The sequence below is a fragment of the Streptomyces sp. UG1 genome, from assembly GCF_049974585.1.
Taxonomy (GTDB): Bacteria; Actinomycetota; Actinomycetes; order Streptomycetales; family Streptomycetaceae; genus Streptomyces.
On sequence record NZ_JBNGGG010000017.1, the window covers coordinates 126914 to 146354 of the forward strand.

Annotated in this window: 17 protein-coding genes; 8 read left to right on the forward strand and 9 right to left on the reverse strand. The window is 70.9% G+C overall.

Annotation, left to right across the window (positions count from 1 at the left end):
• Position 1 precedes the first annotated feature (1 nt).
• Positions 2-184, reverse strand: a complete 183-nt coding sequence (locus ACP4J3_RS20575) for a hypothetical protein (protein ID WP_426536438.1) — start codon at positions 182-184, stop codon at positions 2-4.
• 56 nt (positions 185-240) lie between these two features.
• Between ACP4J3_RS20575 and ACP4J3_RS20580 the strand changes: the two genes are divergently transcribed.
• The 4 genes from ACP4J3_RS20580 (at position 241) to ACP4J3_RS20595 (ending at position 4908) form a co-directional block, all read left to right on the forward strand.
• Positions 241-1479 carry a low temperature requirement protein A gene (locus ACP4J3_RS20580; protein ID WP_426536440.1) on the forward strand — a complete coding sequence of 413 codons (1239 nt, stop codon included), beginning with the start codon at positions 241-243 and terminating at the stop codon, positions 1477-1479.
• 28 nt (positions 1480-1507) lie between these two features.
• Positions 1508-2548 carry a P1 family peptidase gene (locus ACP4J3_RS20585; RefSeq protein ID WP_426536442.1) on the forward strand — a complete coding sequence of 347 codons (1041 nt, stop codon included), beginning with the start codon at positions 1508-1510 and terminating at the stop codon, positions 2546-2548.
• Positions 2549-2750: 202 nt separating this feature from the next.
• The gene (locus tag ACP4J3_RS20590) at positions 2751-3983 is read left to right on the forward strand and encodes a L,D-transpeptidase (RefSeq protein ID WP_426536444.1); all 1233 of its coding nucleotides are present in this window, start codon (positions 2751-2753) and stop codon (positions 3981-3983) included.
• A gap of 178 nt (positions 3984-4161) precedes the next feature.
• Positions 4162-4908 (forward strand): DUF6227 family protein, encoded by a 747-nt coding sequence (locus tag ACP4J3_RS20595; RefSeq protein ID WP_426536446.1) that lies wholly within the window; start codon positions 4162-4164, stop codon positions 4906-4908.
• A gap of 77 nt (positions 4909-4985) precedes the next feature.
• On the opposite strand, the gene ACP4J3_RS20600 is transcribed toward ACP4J3_RS20595, so the two are convergent.
• The 4 genes from ACP4J3_RS20600 to ACP4J3_RS20615 all read right to left on the reverse strand — a co-directional run bounded on the left by ACP4J3_RS20600 (position 4986) and on the right by ACP4J3_RS20615 (position 10742).
• Positions 4986-7037: a PTS fructose transporter subunit IIABC gene (locus ACP4J3_RS20600; RefSeq protein WP_426536448.1), complete on the reverse strand. Its 2052-nt coding sequence runs from the start codon at positions 7035-7037 to the stop codon at positions 4986-4988.
• A 247-nt stretch (positions 7038-7284) separates the two neighbouring features.
• The gene (gene pfkB, locus ACP4J3_RS20605) at positions 7285-8232 is read right to left on the reverse strand and encodes a 1-phosphofructokinase (protein WP_426536450.1); all 948 of its coding nucleotides are present in this window, start codon (positions 8230-8232) and stop codon (positions 7285-7287) included.
• Positions 8229-8990, reverse strand: coding sequence for a DeoR/GlpR family DNA-binding transcription regulator (locus tag ACP4J3_RS20610; RefSeq protein ID WP_426536452.1), 762 nt, complete (start codon positions 8988-8990; stop codon positions 8229-8231). Before ACP4J3_RS20610 ends, pfkB begins: the two co-directional genes overlap by 4 nt.
• Before the next feature lie 195 nt (positions 8991-9185).
• Positions 9186-10742, reverse strand: a complete 1557-nt coding sequence (locus ACP4J3_RS20615) for an MFS transporter (protein ID WP_426536454.1) — start codon at positions 10740-10742, stop codon at positions 9186-9188.
• Between the two features lie 62 nt (positions 10743-10804).
• Between ACP4J3_RS20615 and ACP4J3_RS20620 the strand changes: the two genes are divergently transcribed.
• Positions 10805-11776, forward strand: a complete 972-nt coding sequence (locus tag ACP4J3_RS20620; protein ID WP_426536456.1) for a helix-turn-helix transcriptional regulator — start codon at positions 10805-10807, stop codon at positions 11774-11776.
• A 424-nt stretch (positions 11777-12200) separates the two neighbouring features.
• Here the strand turns inward: ACP4J3_RS20620 and ACP4J3_RS20625 are convergent, their stop codons facing one another.
• Positions 12201-13199, reverse strand: coding sequence for a sigma-70 family RNA polymerase sigma factor (locus ACP4J3_RS20625; RefSeq protein WP_426536458.1), 999 nt, complete (start codon positions 13197-13199; stop codon positions 12201-12203).
• 170 nt (positions 13200-13369) lie between these two features.
• Here ACP4J3_RS20625 and ACP4J3_RS20630 point away from each other — a divergent pair, with 170 nt between their 5' ends.
• Complete coding sequence (locus ACP4J3_RS20630) at positions 13370-13900, forward strand: N-acetyltransferase family protein (RefSeq protein WP_426536460.1); 531 nt, start codon at positions 13370-13372, stop codon at positions 13898-13900.
• Positions 13901-13912: 12 nt separating this feature from the next.
• On the opposite strand, the gene ACP4J3_RS20635 is transcribed toward ACP4J3_RS20630, so the two are convergent.
• A complete protein-coding gene (locus ACP4J3_RS20635) occupies positions 13913-14698 on the reverse strand; it encodes a dioxygenase (RefSeq protein ID WP_426536462.1) in 786 nt (261 codons plus the stop codon).
• A 120-nt stretch (positions 14699-14818) separates the two neighbouring features.
• Here ACP4J3_RS20635 and ACP4J3_RS20640 point away from each other — a divergent pair, with 120 nt between their 5' ends.
• Positions 14819-15349, forward strand: coding sequence for a MarR family winged helix-turn-helix transcriptional regulator (locus ACP4J3_RS20640; protein ID WP_426536464.1), 531 nt, complete (start codon positions 14819-14821; stop codon positions 15347-15349).
• 115 nt (positions 15350-15464) lie between these two features.
• On the opposite strand, the gene ACP4J3_RS20645 is transcribed toward ACP4J3_RS20640, so the two are convergent.
• Positions 15465-17006 (reverse strand): MFS transporter, encoded by a 1542-nt coding sequence (locus tag ACP4J3_RS20645; RefSeq protein ID WP_426536466.1) that lies wholly within the window; start codon positions 17004-17006, stop codon positions 15465-15467.
• 167 nt (positions 17007-17173) lie between these two features.
• Positions 17174-17818 (reverse strand): TetR/AcrR family transcriptional regulator, encoded by a 645-nt coding sequence (locus tag ACP4J3_RS20650; protein WP_426536468.1) that lies wholly within the window; start codon positions 17816-17818, stop codon positions 17174-17176.
• A gap of 276 nt (positions 17819-18094) precedes the next feature.
• Between ACP4J3_RS20650 and ACP4J3_RS20655 the strand changes: the two genes are divergently transcribed.
• On the forward strand, positions 18095-19375 hold the full coding sequence (locus ACP4J3_RS20655) for a M6 family metalloprotease domain-containing protein (protein ID WP_426536470.1): 1281 nt from the start codon (positions 18095-18097) through the stop codon (positions 19373-19375).
• The last annotated feature ends 66 nt before the right edge of the window (positions 19376-19441 follow it).

Sequence of the window (19441 nt, forward strand, 5' to 3'; positions counted from 1 at the left end):
CTCAGATGTGGTGGGGCGGCTTCTCGTCGAGGAAGCGCTTGAGGTCGGCCGCGCTGTCCCTGTCGCCGCCCGGCCGCTCGCCCCACCCACGGTCCGTGTCGTCCGAGGACTGCTGGTCCAGCGGGTCGTCGAAGATCAGCGCGGCCTTGGGCTCGCGCGGCTCGGGGGCGGGGGGCGTGCTCATGCGTCCAGGGTACGGTCCTCGAGAAAATCCACCCGCCATCTGCTGTGCTTGACCCCATGACGTCCAGTTCCCCTCCCGCGCCGGACTCTCCCCGCCCGCCCGCGCACCGCAGCCCGCTGCGCAGGCTCACGGCCCGTGGCCGCGGTGAGACGCACCGGTCCGCCACTCCGCTTGAGCTCTTCTTCGACCTGTGCTTCGTCGTGGCCATCGCCCAGGCGGGCATCCAGTTGGTGCACGCGGTCGCCGAGGGCCATGCGGGCGAGGGCATCCTCAACTACGCGATGGTGTTCTTCGCCATCTGGTGGGCGTGGATGAACTTCACGTGGTTCGCCTCGGCCTACGACAACGACGACGTGCTCTACCGGGTCGTCACCCTGATCCAGATCGCCGGTGTGCTGGTGCTGGCGGCCGGGGTCTCCCGGGCCTTCGAGGACCACGAGTACCGGACGGTGGTGGTTGGCTATGTGATCATGCGGCTCGCCCTGGTGTCGCAGTGGTTGCGGGTGGCCGGGTCGAGTCAGGGCCAGGAGCGCAGGATGGCCCTGCGGTACGCCGTCGGGGTGCTGCTGTGCCAGATCGGGTGGGTGGGCCTCGTGGTCCTGCCCGAGGACACCCGGGTCGCGGTGTTCGTCGTGATGGCGGTCCTCGAGATGTGCGTGCCGGTGTTCGCGGAGAAGGTCCACCCCACGGCCTGGCACCCGCACCACATCGCCGAGCGGTACGGGCTGTTCACGATCATCGTGCTCGGCGAGACCATCGCGGCGGCCACGGTCGCCGTGAAGACGGGCATTGGCGAGGAGGACGCGCTGGGTGACCTGCTGCCGATCGCCGCGGGCGGGCTGCTGATCATCTTCGCCGCGTGGTGGATCTACTTCGTGGTGCCGATCCACGGTCATCTCAGATCCAACAAGCAGGCGTTCCTGTGGGGTTACGGCCACTACGTCGTCTTCGGCTCGGCGGCCGCGATCGGTGCGGGTCTGGAGGTGGCGGTCGAGCAGTCCGTGGGCAAGGCGCACATCTCGACGCTGTCCGCGTCGGCGGCGGTGACCCTGCCGACGGCGCTGTATCTGCTCACCGTCTGGGCGCTGCACTCACGGCACTTCAAGGTGGGCATCGCCCAGCAGCTCGTGCTGCCGACCGGGGCCCTGCTGGTGATCTGCTGCACGTTCCTGGGCGAGTGGGCGGTGCTCTCGGCCGGCCTGGTCTCGGCGCTGACGGTGGCGACCGGCGAGACACTGACGGCGCGCAGGACGGCCCGGGGTCGCGAGACGGTGGCGCGAACGCCGGTCGCCTGACCGGCCGGGTCCGGACGAGACTGGCCCCATGACAGTTGACGCTCTGACAGATGTCGCGGGGCTGCGGGTGGGGCACGCGACGCGTACCGGCGACGGTTGGCTCACCGGCACCACGGTGGTGCTGGCACCCGAGGGCGGTGCCGTCGCCGCGGTGGACGTGCGCGGCGGCGGGCCCGGCACCAAGGAGACCGACGCGCTCGATCCGCGCAACCTGGTGCAGAAGGTCGAGGCGATCGTGCTGACCGGCGGCAGCGCGTACGGGCTCGACGCGGCGTCCGGGGTGATGGCCTGGCTGGAGGAACAGCGGCGCGGGGTGCGGGTGGGGGAGGATCCGGCGCATGTGGTGCCGGTGGTGCCCGCCGCCTGTGTCTTCGACCTCGGCCGCGGCGGCGACTTCCGGGCCAGGCCGGACGCGGCGACCGGACGGGCGGCGGTCGAGGCGGCCGCGGCGAGCGAGGTGGGCGCCGCGGTGCCGGAGGGCTGTGTGGGTGCCGGTACGGGAGCCACCGTGGGGCCGGTCAAGGGCGGGATCGGCACCGCGAGCACGGTGCTCGACTCGGGGGTCACGGTGGCCGCGCTGGTGGTGGCCAACGCGGTGGGGTCGGCCGTGGAGCCCGGGACCGGGGCGCTGTACGGGGAGTTGTCGCAGGGGCAGGTGAGCTGTCCGTCGGAGGACGTCCATCGGGCCGCGCGCCTGCGGCTGGCCGAGACCACGGCGAAGAACGCACCGCCCCCGCTGAACACCACGCTCGCCGTGGTCGCCACCGACGCGGAGTTGTCGAAGGCGCAGGCGCAGAAGCTGGCCGGCACCGCGCACGACGGCATCGCGCGCGCCGTGCGGCCGGTGCACCTGCTCCACGACGGCGACACGGTGTTCGCGCTGGCCACCGGAGACCGCCCGCTCGACACCGAGAACCCCCTGGCGCTGAACGGCATTCTCGCGGCCGGCGCGGACGCGGTGACGCGGGCGATCGTACGGGCCGTGCGCGCGGCCGGGTCGGTGGACGGGCCGGGCGGGGTGTGGCCGTCGTACGGGGAGCTGTACGGGGAGGCGCAGCGGGCGAGTTGAGGGCAGGTGTCTGCTCCGTGGAGCGGGCGAGTTGGGGCGCGGACGTCTGCTCCGTGCGACGGGCGAATTGAGGCGCGGACGTCTGCTCGTGCGGCGATTGTCGCGGTTCTGTCACGCGATGGCATCCACCGCGAACGCCGGGAACCCGGTCCGGCGGCGGTGGCCTCTTCCACCGTGGAACGGAACGGATCCCGCAGACCGCATGAAGATGGAGCAGCTCGTGACAACGCCGAACATGACAGCGCGGCGCGCACTGGGGGCCTGTGCCGCCCTGATGGTCGGCGCCCTGACGCTCACCGCCTGCGGTGGCAGCGCCAGTGCCGACAACGGCGACAAGGGCGGCGACTCCGCCAGGACGTCCGCCGCGAAGATAGCGATCTCGGCGAAGGACGGCTCGACCGGGGCGTCGATCAACACGACCGGCGTGAAGGTCAGCGGCGGCAAGCTGACCGAGGTGACGATGAAGGTGGCGGACAGCGGGCAGGAAGTGCCCGGTTCGCTGTCCGCCGACGGGACCGACTGGAAGCCGAAGGAACAGCTCGAGCGGGGGACGAAGTACGCGATATCGGCCACCGCGAAGGACGGGGACGGGCGCACCACCGCCGCCGACTCCACCTTCACCACGGTCTCCCCGGCCAACAGCTTCATCGGGACGTACACGCCCGACGGCGGCACCACGGTCGGCGTCGGGATGCCGGTGTCGTTCAGCTTCGACAAGGCGATCAGCGACAAGAAGGCCGTGCAGTCGCACATCACGGTCACCTCCAGCAGCGGGCAGAAGGTGGTCGGGCACTGGTTCGGCGAGCAGCGGCTCGACTTCCGGCCCGAGGAGTACTGGAAGGCCGGCTCCAAGGTCACGATGAAGATCGACCTGGACGGTGTCGAGGGCGCGAACGGCGTCTACGGCGTGCAGAAGAAGACGGTCACCTTCACCGTGGGGCGCTCGCAGGTCTCCACGGTCGACGTCAACACGCAGACGATGACGGTCGTGCGGGACGGCGAGACGGTCAAGTCGGTGCCGATCTCGGCGGGCAGCGCGGAGTTCACCACGTACAACGGGCAGATGGTGATCTCCGAGAAGTTCACGAAGCTGCGGATGGACAGCAGGACCGTCGGCCTCGCCAACGCCTACGACATCCCCGATGTGCCGCACGCGATGCGGCTGACGCAGTCGGGCACCTTCATCCACGGCAACTACTGGTACAACAAGGGCAATCCGCCCTTCGGCCGACAGGGCACCAGCCACGGCTGCGTCGGTCTGCAGGATGTCCGGGGCGGGCAGGGGGACACGCCCTCCAAGTGGTTCTACGACAACTCGATCCTCGGCGACGTGGTGATCGTCAAGAACTCCCCCGACAAGACCGTGACGCCGGACAACGGGCTCAACGGCTGGAACATGGCGTGGAGCCAGTGGGTCGCCGGGAGTGCCGTCTGATCCTCTGAAGTACCGTACGGGCAGGGAATCTTGACAGTTCGTCGGGCCGCGCGGGAACTTCTCGCGCGGCCCGCGCGTTTTACCGGACGTACGTTTTCTCGGTTCCCGGACATGATGTCCGACCGAGGGGCTACGGTATGCACCCACAAGGTGACATGCAGCAACGCCGGGAGAAACCTTGAGCGTTCCGTACGAGACGGCAGCGTACGAACTACCCGAGTCGCCGGAGTCTCCGGAGGAGCACCTCGCGCGACTCCTCGGCCGCGCCCTGAACTCCTTCGAGCTGCCCGACGAGGCGATACGGCGGCTCGACTGTGCGCTGGCTCATGACAGCTCGCTGCACTCCGCGCACCACAGCGCGGGGCTGCACCGCGAGACGTATCGGCACACCTGGCTGCTCGCCGACGGCTCGGCGCTCACGCTGTGGGAGCTCGTGCACAACACCGCGCGCGGCCGCGAACCGCAGCACGAGGTGTACGCCGACGACGAGGAGCTGCGCGCCGCGACCGCGCGGCTGCCCCTGCCGCCGGACGCGCCGGACTTCGAGCTGCCGGTGACGGTGCACCTGTCGCCGATACCCACGCCCCGGCACGCGTATGTGCCGGACGACTCGCCGGACCATGCGCGCCGGCTGCTGCGCCGGGCGGAGAACGCCGACCGGCCGGACCGGGAAACGGCCGCGTTACTGGCCACGGCGTGCGCGCACCAGATCACGCAGGCGTTCGGGCGCCCGTGCCGTGCGGGCCGCGCCGGGCTGTGCTTCGCGCTCTACGAGCACGCCTTCCTGCTGGGCGACGGCGAGGAGGTCTCCCTCTGGGAGGTCGAGCACACGGCGACGCCCGACGGACGGCACATGTGCGAGGTGTACGTCAGCGAGGACGCGGCGCGCGATGCGATGGAGCGGCGGGCGGCGCAGGTGCCGTAACCGTAGGACATCACGCATCACGGTCCGGGCCCCATGGCCCGGACCGTGATGTCTCTCGCAGGTGACCGCCGGAGGCCTTACGCCGCCACCGGCTGCTTGGCCTCCGCGCCCGCGACCGCCGGGGACTTGGCGGCCGCCGCGCCCTCGGGCGCCGTCTTGCGCATGCCCTTCAGCAGGATGACCAGGCCCGCCGTGACCGCCGTACCGACCGCGATGGCCAGCAGGTAGAGGAACGGGTTGCCGATCAGGAAGGTGACCCAGATGCCGCCGTGCGGGGCGCGCAGGGTCGAGCCGAAGGACATGGTGAGCGCGCCGGTGACCGCGCCGCCCGCCATGGAGGCGGGGATCACGCGCAGCGGGTCGGCCGCGGCGAACGGGATCGCGCCCTCGGAGATGAAGGAGGCGCCCAGGACCACGGCGGCCTTGCCGTTCTCGCGCTCGGCGGTGGTGAACAGGCGCTTGCGGACGAAGGTCGCGAGGGCCATGCCCAGCGGCGGGACCATGCCGGCGGCCATGACGGCGGCCATGATCTTCATCGCGGAGTCGCTGGGGGCCGCGACCGAGATGCCGGCCGTCGCGAAGGTGTAGGCCACCTTGTTGACCGGGCCGCCGAGGTCGAAGCACATCATCAGGCCGAGCAGGACGCCGAGCAGGATGGCGTTGGTGCCGGAGAGGCCGTTCAGCCAGTCGGTCAGGCCCTTCTGCGCCTCGGAGATCGGCTTGCCGATCACCACGAACATCAGGAAGCCGACGACCGCCGAGGAGACCAGCGGGATCACCACCACCGGCATGATGCCGCGCAGCACCGGTGGGATGTTGATGCGCTGGATGCCGAGGACCACACCACCGGCGATCAGACCGGCGACCAGACCGCCGAGGAAGCCCGCGCCGATCGTGACGGAGATCGCGCCGCCGACGAAGCCGGGCACGAGTCCTGGCCGGTCGGCCATGCCGTAGGCGATGTATCCGGCGAGGACCGGGACGAGGAAGCCGAAGGCCGCGGCGCCGATCTGGAACAGCAGCGCACCCCAGCTGTCGACCTGGCCCCAGTCGAAGTGCTCGGTGACCGACTTGGCCTCGTTGATCTGGTAGCCGCCGATCGCGAAGCCGAGGGCGATCAGCAGACCGCCGGCCGCGACGAACGGGACCATGTAGCTCACGCCGGACATCAGCCACTTGCGCAGCTTGGTGCCGTAGCCCTCGCCGGGCTCGCCGGCGCGCTCCACCGGGGTGCCGGGGCGGGCGGCGGCGGTGACCTCGCCGCGGGCCGCCTTCTCGCGGACCTCGGTGATGAGGGCGGCGGGGCGGTTGATGGCCGCCTTCACGCCGGTGTCGACGGTCGGCTTCCCGGCGAACCGGTCCTTCTCCCGTACGGCCACGTCGTGGGCGAAGATCACGCCGTCCGCCGCCGCGATGACGGCCGGGTCGAGCCGGGTGAAGCCTGCCGAGCCCTGGGTCTCGACGACGACCTCGACCCCCGCCTCACGGCCCGCGTTCTCCAGCGACTCGGCCGCCATGTAGGTGTGGGCGATGCCGGTCGGGCAGGAGGTGACGGCGACGATACGGAAGGGACGCTCGCCGGACGTCTCGTCGGCGGCGTCGGTGGTGGTTCCCGTGGCGTCGTCGGAGGAGGCCGCCACCGACGACGCCACGGAGTCTGCGGGTTCTTCCGAGGCGGCGGCCGGGGGCTCCTCGCCCCGGATCAGCGCCGCCGCCGACGCCGCGTCGCCCGCCGAGCGCAGCGCGTCGGTGAACTCGGCGTTCATGAGCTGCCTGGCCAGTGACGACAGGATCGTCAGATGGGCGTCGTCCGCGCCCGCCGGGGCCGCGATCAGGAAGATCAGGTCGGCGGGGCCGTCCGCCGCGCCGAAGTCGATGCCCGCGGCGCTGCGCCCGAAGGCGAGCGTCGGCTCGGTGACGTGCTCGCTGCGGCAGTGCGGGATGCCGATGCCGCCGTCGAGGCCGGTCGGCATCTGTGCCTCGCGGGCGGCCACGTCGGCGAGGAAGCCGTCCAGGTCGGTCACCCGGCCCAGGGCCACCATGCGCTCGGCGAGGGCGCGCGCCGCCGCATCCTTGGTGTCGGCGGACAGGTCGAGATCGACCAGGTCCGCGGTGATCATGTCGCTCATCGCGGGCTCCTTCGCACGCGTATCGCCCGGGGAGTCTGGTGGGCGGTGAAGGGGACGGGGGTGCCATGGGGGGTGGCGGGACTGCTGTGGGGGGTGGGGGTGGAGGAGGCGGGGTCGGGGAAATCCCGCCTCCTCCGGGCGGCAGAGCGGCTCAGGAGGCCCTGCCGTCCGCCTGTGGTCGTGAGTAACAGCGAGCTTCGCCGCTCGACGAGCCGATCGGCAAGAACTGTGACAACCGCGACATTCCTCATGAAGCCGGCTCCTTCAGTACGCGATCCACCGGCACCTCGGCCGTGACCGTCACCGCCGCCAGGTCCAGCTCGGCCGGCGAGGGCATCACACTGCCGGGGAGCTGTACGGCCGCCGCGCCGTGGGCGACGGCGGAGGCCAGCGCCTCGGGCCCGCTGCCCCCGGCGATCAGGAAGCCGGCGAGGGAGGAGTCCCCGGCGCCGACATTGCTGCGTACGGCGTCCACGCGGGCGCTGCCGAACCAGGCGCCCGCGTCGTCCACGAGGAGCTGCCCGTCGGCGCCCAGGCTCGCGAGCACGGCGCGGGCGCCCATCGCGCGCAACTCCTCGGCCGCCTTCACCGCGTCGCCCACGGTGGCCAGGGGGCGCCCGACCGCTTCCGCGAGCTCCTCGGCGTTCGGCTTCACCACGTCGGGGCGGGCGCGCAGGGCTTCGAGGAGGGCGCGTCCGGAGGTGTCCAGCGCGATCCGCGCGCCGCCCGCGTGCGCCCGCGCCACCACGTCGGCGTACCAGGAGGGGGCCAGCCCGCGCGGCAGGCTGCCGCAGCAGGCGATCCAGTCCGCGTCGTGCGACTGCTCGCGCACGGTCTCCAGGAGCAGTTCCTGCTCGGCCGCGGTCAGCTCGGGCCCGGGCGCGTTGATCTTCGTCAGAACCCCGTCCGACTCCGCGAGCGCGATGTTGGAGCGGGTGGCCCCGGCGACCGGTACCGGCGCCACCTCGATGCCCTGCGCGTCGAGCAGGTCGGCGACGAGCGCGCCGGGCGCGCCGCCCAGGGGCAGGACCGCGACCGTGCGCTGTCCGGCGGCCGTCACCGCGCGCGAGACGTTCACGCCCTTGCCGCCCGGGTCCATGCGCTCGCCGGTGGCGCGGATGACCTCGCCGCGGTCGAGGGAGGGCACCTCGTAGGTGCGGTCCAGGGACGGGTTCGGGGTGACGGTGAGGATCATGCGCGCACTACTTCCATGCCGCCGCGCTCCAGGGCGGTGGCGTCTTCGGGGCTCAGCCCGCTGTCGGTGATCAGCAGGTCCACATCGCTCAGGTCGCCGAAGCGGGCGAAGTGCTCCTGGCCGTGCTTGGTGGAGTCGGCGAGCAGCACCACGCGGCGGGCCGCGGCCACGGCCGCGCGCTTGACCGCGGCCTCGGCGAGGTCGGGGGTGGTCAGACCGTGCTCGGCGGAGAAGCCGTTGGCCGCGACGAACAGCACGTCGGCGCGGATCTCGCCGTACGCGCGCAGCGCCCAGGCGTCCACGGCGGCGCGCGTACGGTGCCGTACCCGCCCCCCGATCAGATGGAGCTGGATGCCGGGGTGGTCCGCGAGGCGGGCCGCGATGGGCAGGCTGTGGGTGACGACGGTGAGGGACGCCTCCAGCGGCAGCGCGCCGGCGAGGCGGGCCACCGTCGTACCGGCGTCGAGGATCATCGTGCCCTCGGTGGGCAGCTCGGCGAGGGCCGCCTTGGCGATCCGGTCCTTCTCGTCGGCCGCCGTCGACTCCCGCTCGGTGAGGTCCGGCTCGAAGTCCAGGCGCCCGACCGGGATCGCACCGCCGTGCACCCGGCGCACGAGCCCGGCGCGGTCGAGGGCCTTCAGGTCCCGGCGGATCGTCTCCGCCGTCACCTGGAACTCCTCGGCCAGCGACAGGACGTCCACTCGGCCGCCGTCACGGGCGAGCCGGAGGATCTCCTGCTGCCGCTCCGGTGCGTACATGTCCGTTCACCTCCGAACTGTGCCCGAACTTGTGGTTTCGCCAGGAGGCTACGCCCGGATTTCCGGAAAGTAAACAGGTTCGGGCTCAATCGGGCATGATCGAGATTCAATGTGGGCATGAACGGGCGTCTCGGCCCATGAGAAAGGGCCCGGTGGCCCTGGTGATCCAGGGTCCGGGCCCGTTCCGGTGCCGGCTCAGGACACGAGCGCGGGCTCCTTCTCCTCCTCCCGCACAGCGGTCCCGGTCTCCGGCGCGGCCCCCTCCACGTGCTGCGCGGGCCGTTTCGGCAGCGCGAACATCAGCAGGAAGATGACGCACATCACCGCGGCCACCCAGCCCAGCGCGTTCTGGAAGGCGTCCACGAAAGCGGGGCCCACCTGCTCCGGCCGCAGATGATCGGCGATCGAGCCGAAGAACACCACCGAGACCAGGCCGAGGCCGAGGGCGTTGCCCATCTGCTGGACGGTGTTGATCAGGCCCGACGCGGAACCGGCGTGCTCGCGCGGCACCTCGGAGAGGATCGCGTCCGTCAGCGGGGCCACGATCAGACCCATGCCGACGCCCATCACGACCAGGGGCAGGGCCATCTGCCACGGCTCGATGGTCAGACCGTAGCGGCCCGCCTCCCACAGGTAGATCAGGACGCCCAACGCCATCACCAGCGCGCCCGCCTGGAGCACCCCTCGGCCGAAGCGCGGGACCAGCTTCTGCACGGACAGGCCGGCCGCCGTCGAGACGGCGATCGAGAACGGGATGCCGGTCAGACCGGCCTTCAACGGGCGCCAGCCCAGGCCGAACTGCATGTACAGCGTCCAGACCAGGAAGAAGATGCCGAGCGCCACACCGAAGACGGTCTGTACGGCGATGCCGGCCGCGAAGCTCTTCACCTTGAACAGGGGAAGCTCGATCAGGGGGGAGCCGTCGCGGGTGGCCTTGCGCCTCTCGTACGCCACCAGCGCCCCGAGGACGACGAGCGCGCCCGCCATCGACCCGTACCCCCACAGCGGCCAGCCCAGCTCACGGCCGCGGGTCAGCGGGTAGAGCAGCATCAGCAGGCCGAGGGTGACCAGCGCGACGCCGACCAGGTCCAGTTTCAGCGCCCGCGGCGCCTTGGACTCGGTGATGTAGCGGCTGCCGAGGAGCAGGCCCGCGATGCCCACGGGGAGGTTGATCAGGAAGATCGGGCGCCATTGGAGGCCGAAGAGGTTCCACTCCGTCAGGAGCGCGCCGAGCAGCGGGCCGGTGACCGCGCCGAGCCCCACCACCGCGCCGAACAGGCCGAAGACCTTGCCGCGTTCGTGGGCCGGGAACGTGGCGTGCACGATCGACAGCACCTGCGGGACCATCAGCGCCGCCGTCGCGCCCTGCAGGATGCGGGAGGCGACCAGCATCTCGGGGTTCGCGGCGAAGCCGCACAGGGCGGAGGCGAGGGTGAAGCCGCCGATGCCGATGAGGAACAGCCGCTTGCGGCCGTGTATGTCGCCGAGTCGTCCACCGGTGATCAGGCCCGCGGCGAAGGCGAGCGCGTAACCGGCGGTGATCCACTGGATCTGGCTGAAGGTCGCGCCGGCCTCGCGCTGGATCGACGGGATGGCGATGTTGACGATCGTGACGTCCACGAGGTCCATGAAGGCCGCGGTCATCACGATGGCCAGGGCGAACCAGCGGCGGCGGTCGCCCGGGGCGGGCTCGGGCGCCGTTCGGGCGGTGGGGCCGGGGGTGGGGCTGGGGACTGTCTCGGCTGAGGTCATGGCTTGAAGCTATGGCAGCAATAGGTCAGATCATGTCCTAGTTCTGCGGCATGCTCGGATTCATGACGACGGATACTCCGGCACGGCTGCTGACGCTTCTCTCGCTTCTTCAGACACCCCGCGAATGGCCCGGCGGCGAGCTCGCCGATCGGCTCGGGGTCTCCCGGCGCACGGTTCGGCGGGACGTCGAGCGGTTGCGGGAACTGGGATACCCCGTGCAGGCGACCAAGGGCGCCGACGGGGGGTACCGGCTCGTCGCGGGCAAGGCGATGCCGCCGCTGGTGCTGGACGACGAGGAGGCCGTGGCGATCGCGGTCGGGCTGCGGGCCGGCGCGGGGCACGCGGTCGAGGGCATCGACGAGGCGTCGGTTCGGGCGCTGGCCAAACTGGAGCAGGTGCTGCCGTCGCGGCTACGGCATCGGGTGAGCACGCTCCAGGCCGCGACCACGCCGTTGACCAGCGGGGACGGGGCGAGTATCGCGCCCGAGACGCTGACCGTGATGGCGTCGACCGTGGCGGGGCGGGAGCGGTTGCGGTTCGCGTACCGGGCGAAGGACGGGACTCAGTCGCGACGCCTGACCGAGCCGCATCGGCTGGTGTCGACGGGACGGCGCTGGTATCTCGTCGCCTACGACCTCGATCGGGGCGACTGGCGTACGTTCCGGGTCGACCGGGTGAGCGAGCCCTTTGCGACCGGGGCGCGGTTCGCTCCGCGGGAGTTGCCCACGGGGAGTGCCGCGGAGTATCTGCGGCAGTCGATCCGGCCGCGGCAGGAGACGTACGAGTTCGTGGTCACGTTCGCCGCGGAGGCCGATGTGGTGAGTGCGCGGTTGCCTCGGTGGCTGGGGGTGCCGGAGGCGCTGGGCGAGGGGCGTTGCCGGGTGCGGGCGGCCGCGAGTGAGCCGGTGGAGTGGCTGGCCGTGCGGTTGGCGATGGTGGGGTGCGAGTTCGTGGTGGAGGCGCCGGGGGAACTGGTGTGGTGTGTGCGGGAGTTGGGTGGGCGGTTGTCGCGGTCGGGGGCCTCTGGCGGTTGAGCCGGGGATGCCTGCGTTGACGCCCGCCGCTGCGGGCGGACACCCCCCGGCACGGCCCCTTGCCGCCGTACGCGGCTGCGGGTGCGTGCCATATCCAGGCCCGGGCCATGTGGCACAATCTGCCGGTCGGGCGGGTCACCCCGTGGTTCAGGTACGGGGTGACCCGCCCGTTCTGGCGTGCGAAAGGAGCCGGGCTTCGGCACCCAGGGGGGATGGGCGCCGAAGCCCGGCTCGGGGAAGTCCCGGCGCCGGGGGGAGTGCGTCGGGACTTGGTCCGGTGGTGGGTGGGACGGACACGGGAGGCCAACTCCCCTGCCCGCAGGTCTTGTTCCCGGTGGCTCTTGGGTTGAAGCGGCGTAACATCGCCATGTTTGCGCGGTCTTTGGCCACCCGGCGTACGCCCCCGCCCCGGAGGGCGGAGGGGTTACGCGGCCGCGTCGAAGCCGGTGCTGCGCGCCAGCTTCTTCAGTTCCAGCAGGGCGTGCTTCTCGATCTGGCGGATGCGTTCGCGGGTCAGGCCGTGCTCCTTGCCGACCTCGGTCAGGGTGCGTTCCCGGCCGTCCTCGATGCCGTAGCGCATCTTGATGATGGACGCCGTGCGCTGGTCCAGGCGGCCGATCAGGCCGTCCAGTTCCTCGCTGCGCAGGAGGGTGAGGACGGACTGCTCGGGGGAGACCGCCGAGGTGTCCTCCAGCAGGTCGCCGAACTGGGTCTCGCCCTCGTCGTCCACCGACATGTTGAGGGACACCGGGTCGCGGGCCCAGTCCAGGACGTCCGCGACGCGCTCGGGGGTCGAGCCGAGTTCGGCGGCGATCTCGGCGTGCTCGGGGTCACGGCCGTGCTCGCGGTTGAACTCGCGCTGGACGCGGCGGATCCGGCCCAGCTCCTCCACCAGGTGGACGGGCAGCCGGATGGTGCGGGACTGGTCGGCGATCGAGCGGGTGATGGCCTGGCGGATCCACCAAGTGGCGTACGTGGAGAACTTGAAGCCCTTGCGGTAGTCGAACTTCTCCACCGCGCGCACCAGGCCCGCGTTGCCCTCCTGGATCAGGTCGAGCAGGGGCAGGCCGCTGCGCGGGTAGCGGCGGGCCACCGCGACGACCAGACGGAGGTTGGAGCGGATGAAGATGTCCTTGGCCCGCTCGGCGTCGGCGACGAGCGCCTCGAGTTCCTCACGGGTGGCGTCCGCCCGGGACTCCTCGTAACCGTCGAGGACCTGCCTTGCGAACACGCCCGCCTCGATGATCTGCGACAGCTCGACCTCTTTGGCTGCGTCGAGAAGCGGCGTGCGCGCGATCTCGTCGAGGTACATGCCGACCAGGTCGCGGTCCGCGATCTCGCCGCCATGGGCGCGAACACTGCTTGCCGCGCCGGCGGTCTCGCCGGTGGCGGACTGACGACGGGCGACGGCACGGGTTGCCATGCGTGCTCCCTTGCGATGTGGGGCGGGCGGGTGGTTCGTGAACGCTTGGGACTCTTCTCGAGTGCCCGCCGTTCGATGGAAACAACGACTGGAATCAGGACAGAATTCCCAAGCCGACCCCCTATTTTTCTGATCTTGCAGTACCCTGTCCGGCCACACGAGGAGGACCGATGCCGTCGGAACGTACAGAGGTGCAGGTCAGACCGGGAGTCGAGGGCGACCTCGAGGCCCTCACCGACATCTACAACCACTATGTACGTGAGACGCCCATCACATTCGATACCGCGGTCTTCACGCCGGAAGAGCGCCGCCCTTGGCTGCTCTCCCACCCTGAAGACGGCCCGCACCGCCTGATGGTTGCCGCGGAGGTTGGTCCGGGGCGCGGCTCACAGCGGATTCTCGGCTACGCCACATCCAGCGCCTTCCGGCCGAAGCCCGCCTACGAGACCTCCGTGGAGGTCACGGTCTATCTCGCTCCGGACGCCGGGCGCCGGGGCATCGGCACCCTCCTCTACAAGGCCCTGTTCGAGGCCCTGGCCGAGGAGGACGTGCACCGCGCCTACGCCGGCATCGCCCAGCCGAACGAGGCGTCCACGCGGCTGCACGAGCGGTTCGGCTTCCGGTACGTCGGCACGTACCGGGAGGTGGGCCGCAAGTTCGGCCGCTACTGGGACGTGGCCTGGTACGAGAAGGAGCTGTGAGGCCCGGCCGGCTCAGCCGAACTGGACCGAGCGCTTCGCCAGCCCCATCCAGAACCCGTCGATCACGGACCGCTGGGCATCCAGCTCGCCGGCCGCCTCCGCCGCGCCCATCGTCACGAACAGCGGGGCGAAGTGCTCGGTGCGCGGGTGGGCGTAGCGGCCGGCCGGGGACTTGTCGAGGAAGTCCAGCAGGGCGTCCCAGTCGCGGTTCTCCAGCGACCGGCGGCCCCAGTCGTCGAACTCCACGGACCAGGCGGGTATTCCGCCCTGCCGCAGCGCGGCCAGGTTGTGGGTGAAGAAGCCGGAGCCGACGATCAGCACGCCCTCGTCGCGCAGCGGCGCCAGCTTGCGGCCGATCTCCATCAGCCGCACCGGGTCGAGGGTGGGCATGGAGATCTGCAGGACAGGGATGTCGGCGTCGGGGTACATCTCGACGAGCGGGACGTAGGCGCCGTGGTCGAGGCCGCGGTCCGGGATGTCCTGCACCGGTGTGCCCGGGGCGCGCAGCAGCTTCCGTACGGACTCGGCGAGCTTCGGGGCGCCGGGAGCCGTATAGGTGACCTGGTAGTAGTGCTCGGGGAATCCCCAGAAGTCGTAGACGAGAGGAACGGTCGTGGTGGCACCGATGGCGAGCGGGGCCTCCTCCCAGTGGGCGGAGACCATGAGGATCGCCTTAGGGCGTGGCAGGCCGGCGGACCAGGCGGCGAGCTCGCCGGGCCAGACCGGGTCGTCCGCGAGCGGCGGGGCGCCGTGGCTGAGGTAGAGAGCGGGCATGCGCTCCTGCGTGGCGGCGGACATGGCGACGGCTCCCTCCGGAGACCCGGGGTCTCATTTGCTTTAAATCTTAAGCTTCCTTGTGGGAAAACCGTACGTCGCAGTAATTAAAAATTCAAGGAGACCTCTCGTACAGTGGAGTACATGAATACGGCATCGACTTCCGCGCCACCCGCATCCACACCCGGACAGGAACCGCGCTGGCTCACCGACGATCAGCAGCGTGTGTGGCGCACCTACCTTGACGCGGTCACCCTGCTCGAGGATCACCTGGACCGCCAGCTCCAGCGTGACGCGGGTATGCCGCACATCTACTACGGCCTCCTGGTCAAGCTCGCCGAGTCCCCGCGCCGCCGCCTGCGCATGACCGAGCTCGCGATGTACGCGAAGATCACCCGCTCCCGCCTCTCGCACGCCGTCGCCCGGCTGGAGAAGAACGGCTGGGTGCGGCGCGAGGACTGCCCCGACGACAAGCGGGGCCAGCTCGCGGTGCTCACCGACGCGGGCTACCAGGTGCTGCGCGAGACCGCGCCGGGCCATGTGGAGACCGTGCGCCAGGCGATGTTCGACCGGCTCACCGAGGAACAGCAGCAGGCCCTCGGCGAGATCATGCGGATCATCGCCGAGGGCCTGCAGCCGACGGAAGCGGGTGCGGACCTGCCCTGGCTGCGCTGAACCGCTCGGGCCGGCGAACCGGGGCAGGTCCTTCAAGGCCGTACGTACGGAGCGTCCCCATCCCCGTGCGTACGCCTGGTCCCGAAGGGGTGTGACCGGACGGTCGTCGCCAGGCTCAGTGCGCGACGACCGGCACCGGCACCTCGTCCTCGGCGCCCTGCTCGGAGGACGCCACCGTCGCGGAGCCCGGGCGGCCGGCGTTGACGAAGGTCAGGGCGATGGCCGCGGCCACCACCAGGATGCCGACGGCGAACCAGATGGCGCTGGTGTAGCCCTGCACCATGCCCTCCAGCTGGACCAGCTGCTGCTGGGTCCGGCTGCTCGCACCGCCGATGTGGTCGGCGATGTAGGACGTGGTCGCCGAGGCGGCGATCGTGTTCAGCAGGGCCGTGCCGATCGCGCCGCCCACCTGCTGCGAGGTGTTGACCATCGCGGAGGCGACACCGGCGTCCTGCGGCTTGACGCCCTGCGTGGACAGGGACATGGCCGGCATGAACGCGGTACCCATGCCGAGGCCGAGCAGCAGCATCGCGGGCAGCAGGAGCGCGGCGTACGAGGAGCCGATCTCGAGCTGGGTCAGCAGCAGCATGCCGAGCGCGGCGACCAGGAAGCCGGGGCCCATCAGCAGCCGCGGCGCGACCCGGGTCATCAGCCGGGTGCCGATCTGGGTGGACCCGGTGATCATGCCCGCGATCATCGGCAGGAAGGCGAAGCCGGTCTTCACCGGCGAGTAGCCCTTGACGATCTGCAGGTAGTAGGTGAGGAACAGGAACAGGCCGAACATCGCGATGATCGCGAGGCCGAGGGAGAGGTAGACACCGCCGCGGTTGCGCTCGGTGACCACGCGCAGCGGCAGCAGCGGGGCCTTGACCTTCGACTCGACGACGACGAAGGCCAGCAGCAGCACGCCGGAGGCGACGAACATGCCGACGGTCAGCGAGTCGCCCCAGCCGTCGGACTCGGCGCGGGTGAAGCCGTAGACCAGCGCGACCAGGCCCAGGGTGGACAGGATGACGCCGGGGATGTCGAGCGGGGAGCGGTTGCGGCCGCCCTCGGGCTCACGGATGACGAAGTAGGCGCCGGCCGCGGCGAGCACGGCGAACGGGATGTTGACGAAGAACGTCCAGCGCCAGTCCAGGTACTCGGTGAGGAATCCGCCGAGGATCAGACCGACAGCACCGCCACCACCGGCGATGGCGCCGTAGATGCCGAACGCCTTGGCGCGTTCCTTGGCGTCGGTGAACATCACCGCGAGCAACGAGAGCGCGGCCGGGGCGAGCAGCGCGCCGAACGCACCCTGCAGGGCGCGGGCGCCGAACATCATGGCCTCGTTGGTGGCCGCGCCGCCCAGCGCGGAGGCGGCGGCGAAGCCGCCCAGGCCGATGACGAAGGCCCGCTTGCGGCCCCAGAGGTCGGCGATCCGGCCGCCGAACAGCAGCAGACCGCCGAAGGCGAGGGCGTAGGCCGTGACGACCCACTGCCGGTTGCCGTCGGAGATGCCCAGGTCCTGCTGGGCGGAGGGCAGGGCGATGTTCACGATGGTCGCGTCGAGGACGACCATGAGCTGGGCTATCGCGATGAACGCGAGGGCTTTCCAGCGGTTGGGATCGACGGCGCCGAGGGCGCTGCCGGTAGCCTTTGCGGCCGTTTCAGACATGGAGGTACCCACTTCGGAACTTCGTGACGGAAAAAGACTGTTCAGTCGGAAAAGGACTGAAAAGGACCGACTGAAGGGGACGGCGGCTCGTCGGCGGTGACGGCCGGTGAGATTCGGTGTAGTGACTGCTGTTGCGCTCTGAACTAATCGGTCAGAGAACTAATCGGTCAGGCCTTGCGCAGGTCCTCCATGGTCAGCGCCGCACCCGGCAGGACCGAAGGGGCCGGGGCCCGCAGTCCGTCCAGGAACAGCTGAAGGTGGCGGTGGACGAAGCGGTCGGCGATCCGGCACCCGGTTCCGGCCGGCGGCCGGCTGAGCTGGGACACGGCGAGCATGAGGTCCCCGACGTCCACGTCGGAGCGGAGCTGTCCGGCCGCCTTGGCGCGGTCCATGATCGCCCCGACGAGCTGCTCGGTCCGCTCCCGCGACGCCTCCAGATCCGGGTGGTTCTTGTCGAACGTGCTCTGGACCATCGGGCACAGCGCGCCGATCCGCTCGTCGGCGGCGGTGTGCACAAAGCGCTCCAGGGCCCCGAAGGCGTCCCCGGTCTCCGCGAGCGCGAGCTCGGCGGCCGCCGCCGTACGGTCCATGACGGAGCAGACGACCTCGCGGACGAGCGCGTCGCGGTCGGGGAAGTTGCGGTACACCGTGGCGTTGCCGACGCCGGCCCGGCGGGCGATCTCGTCGAGCGGCACGTCCGGGCCGAACTCGACGAACATCTCCCGGGCGGCGCTGACGATCCGCTCCCGGTTGCGCAGGGCGTCGGCGCGCGGCCGGGGCGCCTTGCGCGGTACGGGGGTCACGGTCTGCACGGTTACTCCTGATGCTGCTGAATGATGACTGTATGCCGACGGGTGGCGATCCGGGGAAGGTGTCCCCGTTTCGCTCGGACACATGGCTAAACGGGGAGAGGGTCCCCGGTTATTTCCCCGTCCGGAAAATATTCCGCGTGGCCTAGATCACACCCTTCTCGCCGAAGAACCCACGTTCGGTCTCTTCCAGCGCGCGCCCGCCCACCCCTCGACACAGGGTGATCGAGAGGGCGCAGCGCGCAGTCCGGCGGCTGCCATGGACTGAAGGGCCCATGCATGCAGCCGAAACGCCGGATACGCCCCCGCCGTGTGGCCGCCCTCGCCTCCGTGGCCGTCCTGACCCTGGCGGTCAGCACCTCGGCAGGCACCGGGCACCTCACGGCGGGCACCTCGACAGTGGCCGGAGCCGGCCCGGTCTCCCCGGAGCACCCCTCGGCCCTGCGCCCCTGCATGATCAGCGGCCGCTCGACCGTCCAGATGTCCGAGGGCATACCCACGGTCCGCGGCTACGCCCGCTCCACCGGCACCGTCCGCGGCCTCACCCTGATGGTCGACTTCCCCGACACACCCGGCCGCGGCCGGGCCCTCGACCGCTTCGCCGAGTTCTTCCCGCAGACCCGGGACTGGTACCGCACCAGCTCGTACGGCCGCCTCGACTACCGCCCCGAGACCCCCATCCGCGACTGGCTGCGCATGCCCAAGTCCTTCCGGGCGTACGGCATAGAGCGCGGCGCGCCCTTCGACCCCGGGTACCGGAAGCTGGTCCAGGACATCGTGGTCGCCGCCGATCCCAAGGTGGACTTCCGGTCGTACGACTTCCTGAACGTGCTGGTGACACCGAACGCCGGGCCCTCCGCCCTGGACACGGTCCTGTCCGTGACCTTCGCCGGCAACGCCGAGGCCCCGGTCGCCGACGGCGTCTCGGTGGCCAACGCGTCCTTCGTCTACTCCCGCCAGGACGACGGCTCCGGCACCTACCACCGCACCGGCTACCGGGTCCTCCCGCACGAGAACGGCCATGTCTTCGGCCTGCCCGACCTGTACACCGCCGAGGGCGGCGGCGCGGTCGGCCACTGGGACATCATGAGCGAGGACTGGGGGGCCAACAACGACCTGCTGGCCTGGCACAAGTGGAAGCTGTCCTGGCTGGACGACGCACAGGTACGGTGCGCGGCCGCCCGCGGCACGGCCGAGTACACGCTGACGCCGCTGGCCCGCGAGGGCGGCCCCAAGCTGGTCTTCGTCCCGCTGAACCGCCGCACCGGCTACGCCGTCGAACTGCGCACCCGCGAGGGCAACGACGAGGCCGTGTGCCGCCCCGGCGTCCTCATCTACAAGGTCGACGCGGACGTGGACACCGGGATGGGCCCCGTGAAGGTGATCGACTCCCACGAGGACAGCGGAGGCTGCACCCGCAGCCCGAACGTCCACGCCGAACTGTCGGACGCCACGTTCGGGCCCGGGGAGGAGTTCGTGGACAAGAAGCGGGGGGTGCGGGTGGCGGTGGTCGGGGTGGATCTGACGGGCGCGTACCGGGTGCGGGTGAGTCGGGGGTGAGCAAGGAGTGAGCAAGGAGTGAGCCGGGAGCAGGGGGGTGCGCGGACGGGCGCCTGGATCGCCGTA

What these genes read in the sequence shown, in the direction of transcription:
- ACP4J3_RS20575 (WP_426536438.1), bottom strand. Translation starts at nt 184, where the DNA reads ATGAGCACGCCCCCCGCCCCCGAGCCGCGCGAGCCCAAGGCCGCGCTG.
- ACP4J3_RS20580 (WP_426536440.1), top strand. Translation starts at nt 241, where the DNA reads ATGACGTCCAGTTCCCCTCCCGCGCCGGACTCTCCCCGCCCGCCCGCG.
- ACP4J3_RS20585 (WP_426536442.1), top strand. Translation starts at nt 1,508, where the DNA reads ATGACAGTTGACGCTCTGACAGATGTCGCGGGGCTGCGGGTGGGGCAC.
- ACP4J3_RS20590 (WP_426536444.1), top strand. Translation starts at nt 2,751, where the DNA reads ATGAAGATGGAGCAGCTCGTGACAACGCCGAACATGACAGCGCGGCGC.
- ACP4J3_RS20600 (WP_426536448.1), bottom strand. Translation starts at nt 7,037, where the DNA reads ATGAGCGACATGATCACCGCGGACCTGGTCGATCTCGACCTGTCCGCC.
- pfkB (WP_426536450.1), bottom strand. Translation starts at nt 8,232, where the DNA reads ATGATCCTCACCGTCACCCCGAACCCGTCCCTGGACCGCACCTACGAG.
- ACP4J3_RS20610 (WP_426536452.1), bottom strand. Translation starts at nt 8,990, where the DNA reads ATGTACGCACCGGAGCGGCAGCAGGAGATCCTCCGGCTCGCCCGTGAC.
- ACP4J3_RS20615 (WP_426536454.1), bottom strand. Translation starts at nt 10,742, where the DNA reads ATGACCTCAGCCGAGACAGTCCCCAGCCCCACCCCCGGCCCCACCGCC.
- ACP4J3_RS20620 (WP_426536456.1), top strand. Translation starts at nt 10,805, where the DNA reads ATGACGACGGATACTCCGGCACGGCTGCTGACGCTTCTCTCGCTTCTT.
- ACP4J3_RS20625 (WP_426536458.1), bottom strand. Translation starts at nt 13,199, where the DNA reads ATGGCAACCCGTGCCGTCGCCCGTCGTCAGTCCGCCACCGGCGAGACC.
- ACP4J3_RS20630 (WP_426536460.1), top strand. Translation starts at nt 13,370, where the DNA reads ATGCCGTCGGAACGTACAGAGGTGCAGGTCAGACCGGGAGTCGAGGGC.
- ACP4J3_RS20635 (WP_426536462.1), bottom strand. Translation starts at nt 14,698, where the DNA reads ATGTCCGCCGCCACGCAGGAGCGCATGCCCGCTCTCTACCTCAGCCAC.
- ACP4J3_RS20640 (WP_426536464.1), top strand. Translation starts at nt 14,819, where the DNA reads ATGAATACGGCATCGACTTCCGCGCCACCCGCATCCACACCCGGACAG.
- ACP4J3_RS20645 (WP_426536466.1), bottom strand. Translation starts at nt 17,006, where the DNA reads ATGTCTGAAACGGCCGCAAAGGCTACCGGCAGCGCCCTCGGCGCCGTC.
- ACP4J3_RS20655 (WP_426536470.1), top strand. Translation starts at nt 18,095, where the DNA reads ATGCAGCCGAAACGCCGGATACGCCCCCGCCGTGTGGCCGCCCTCGCC.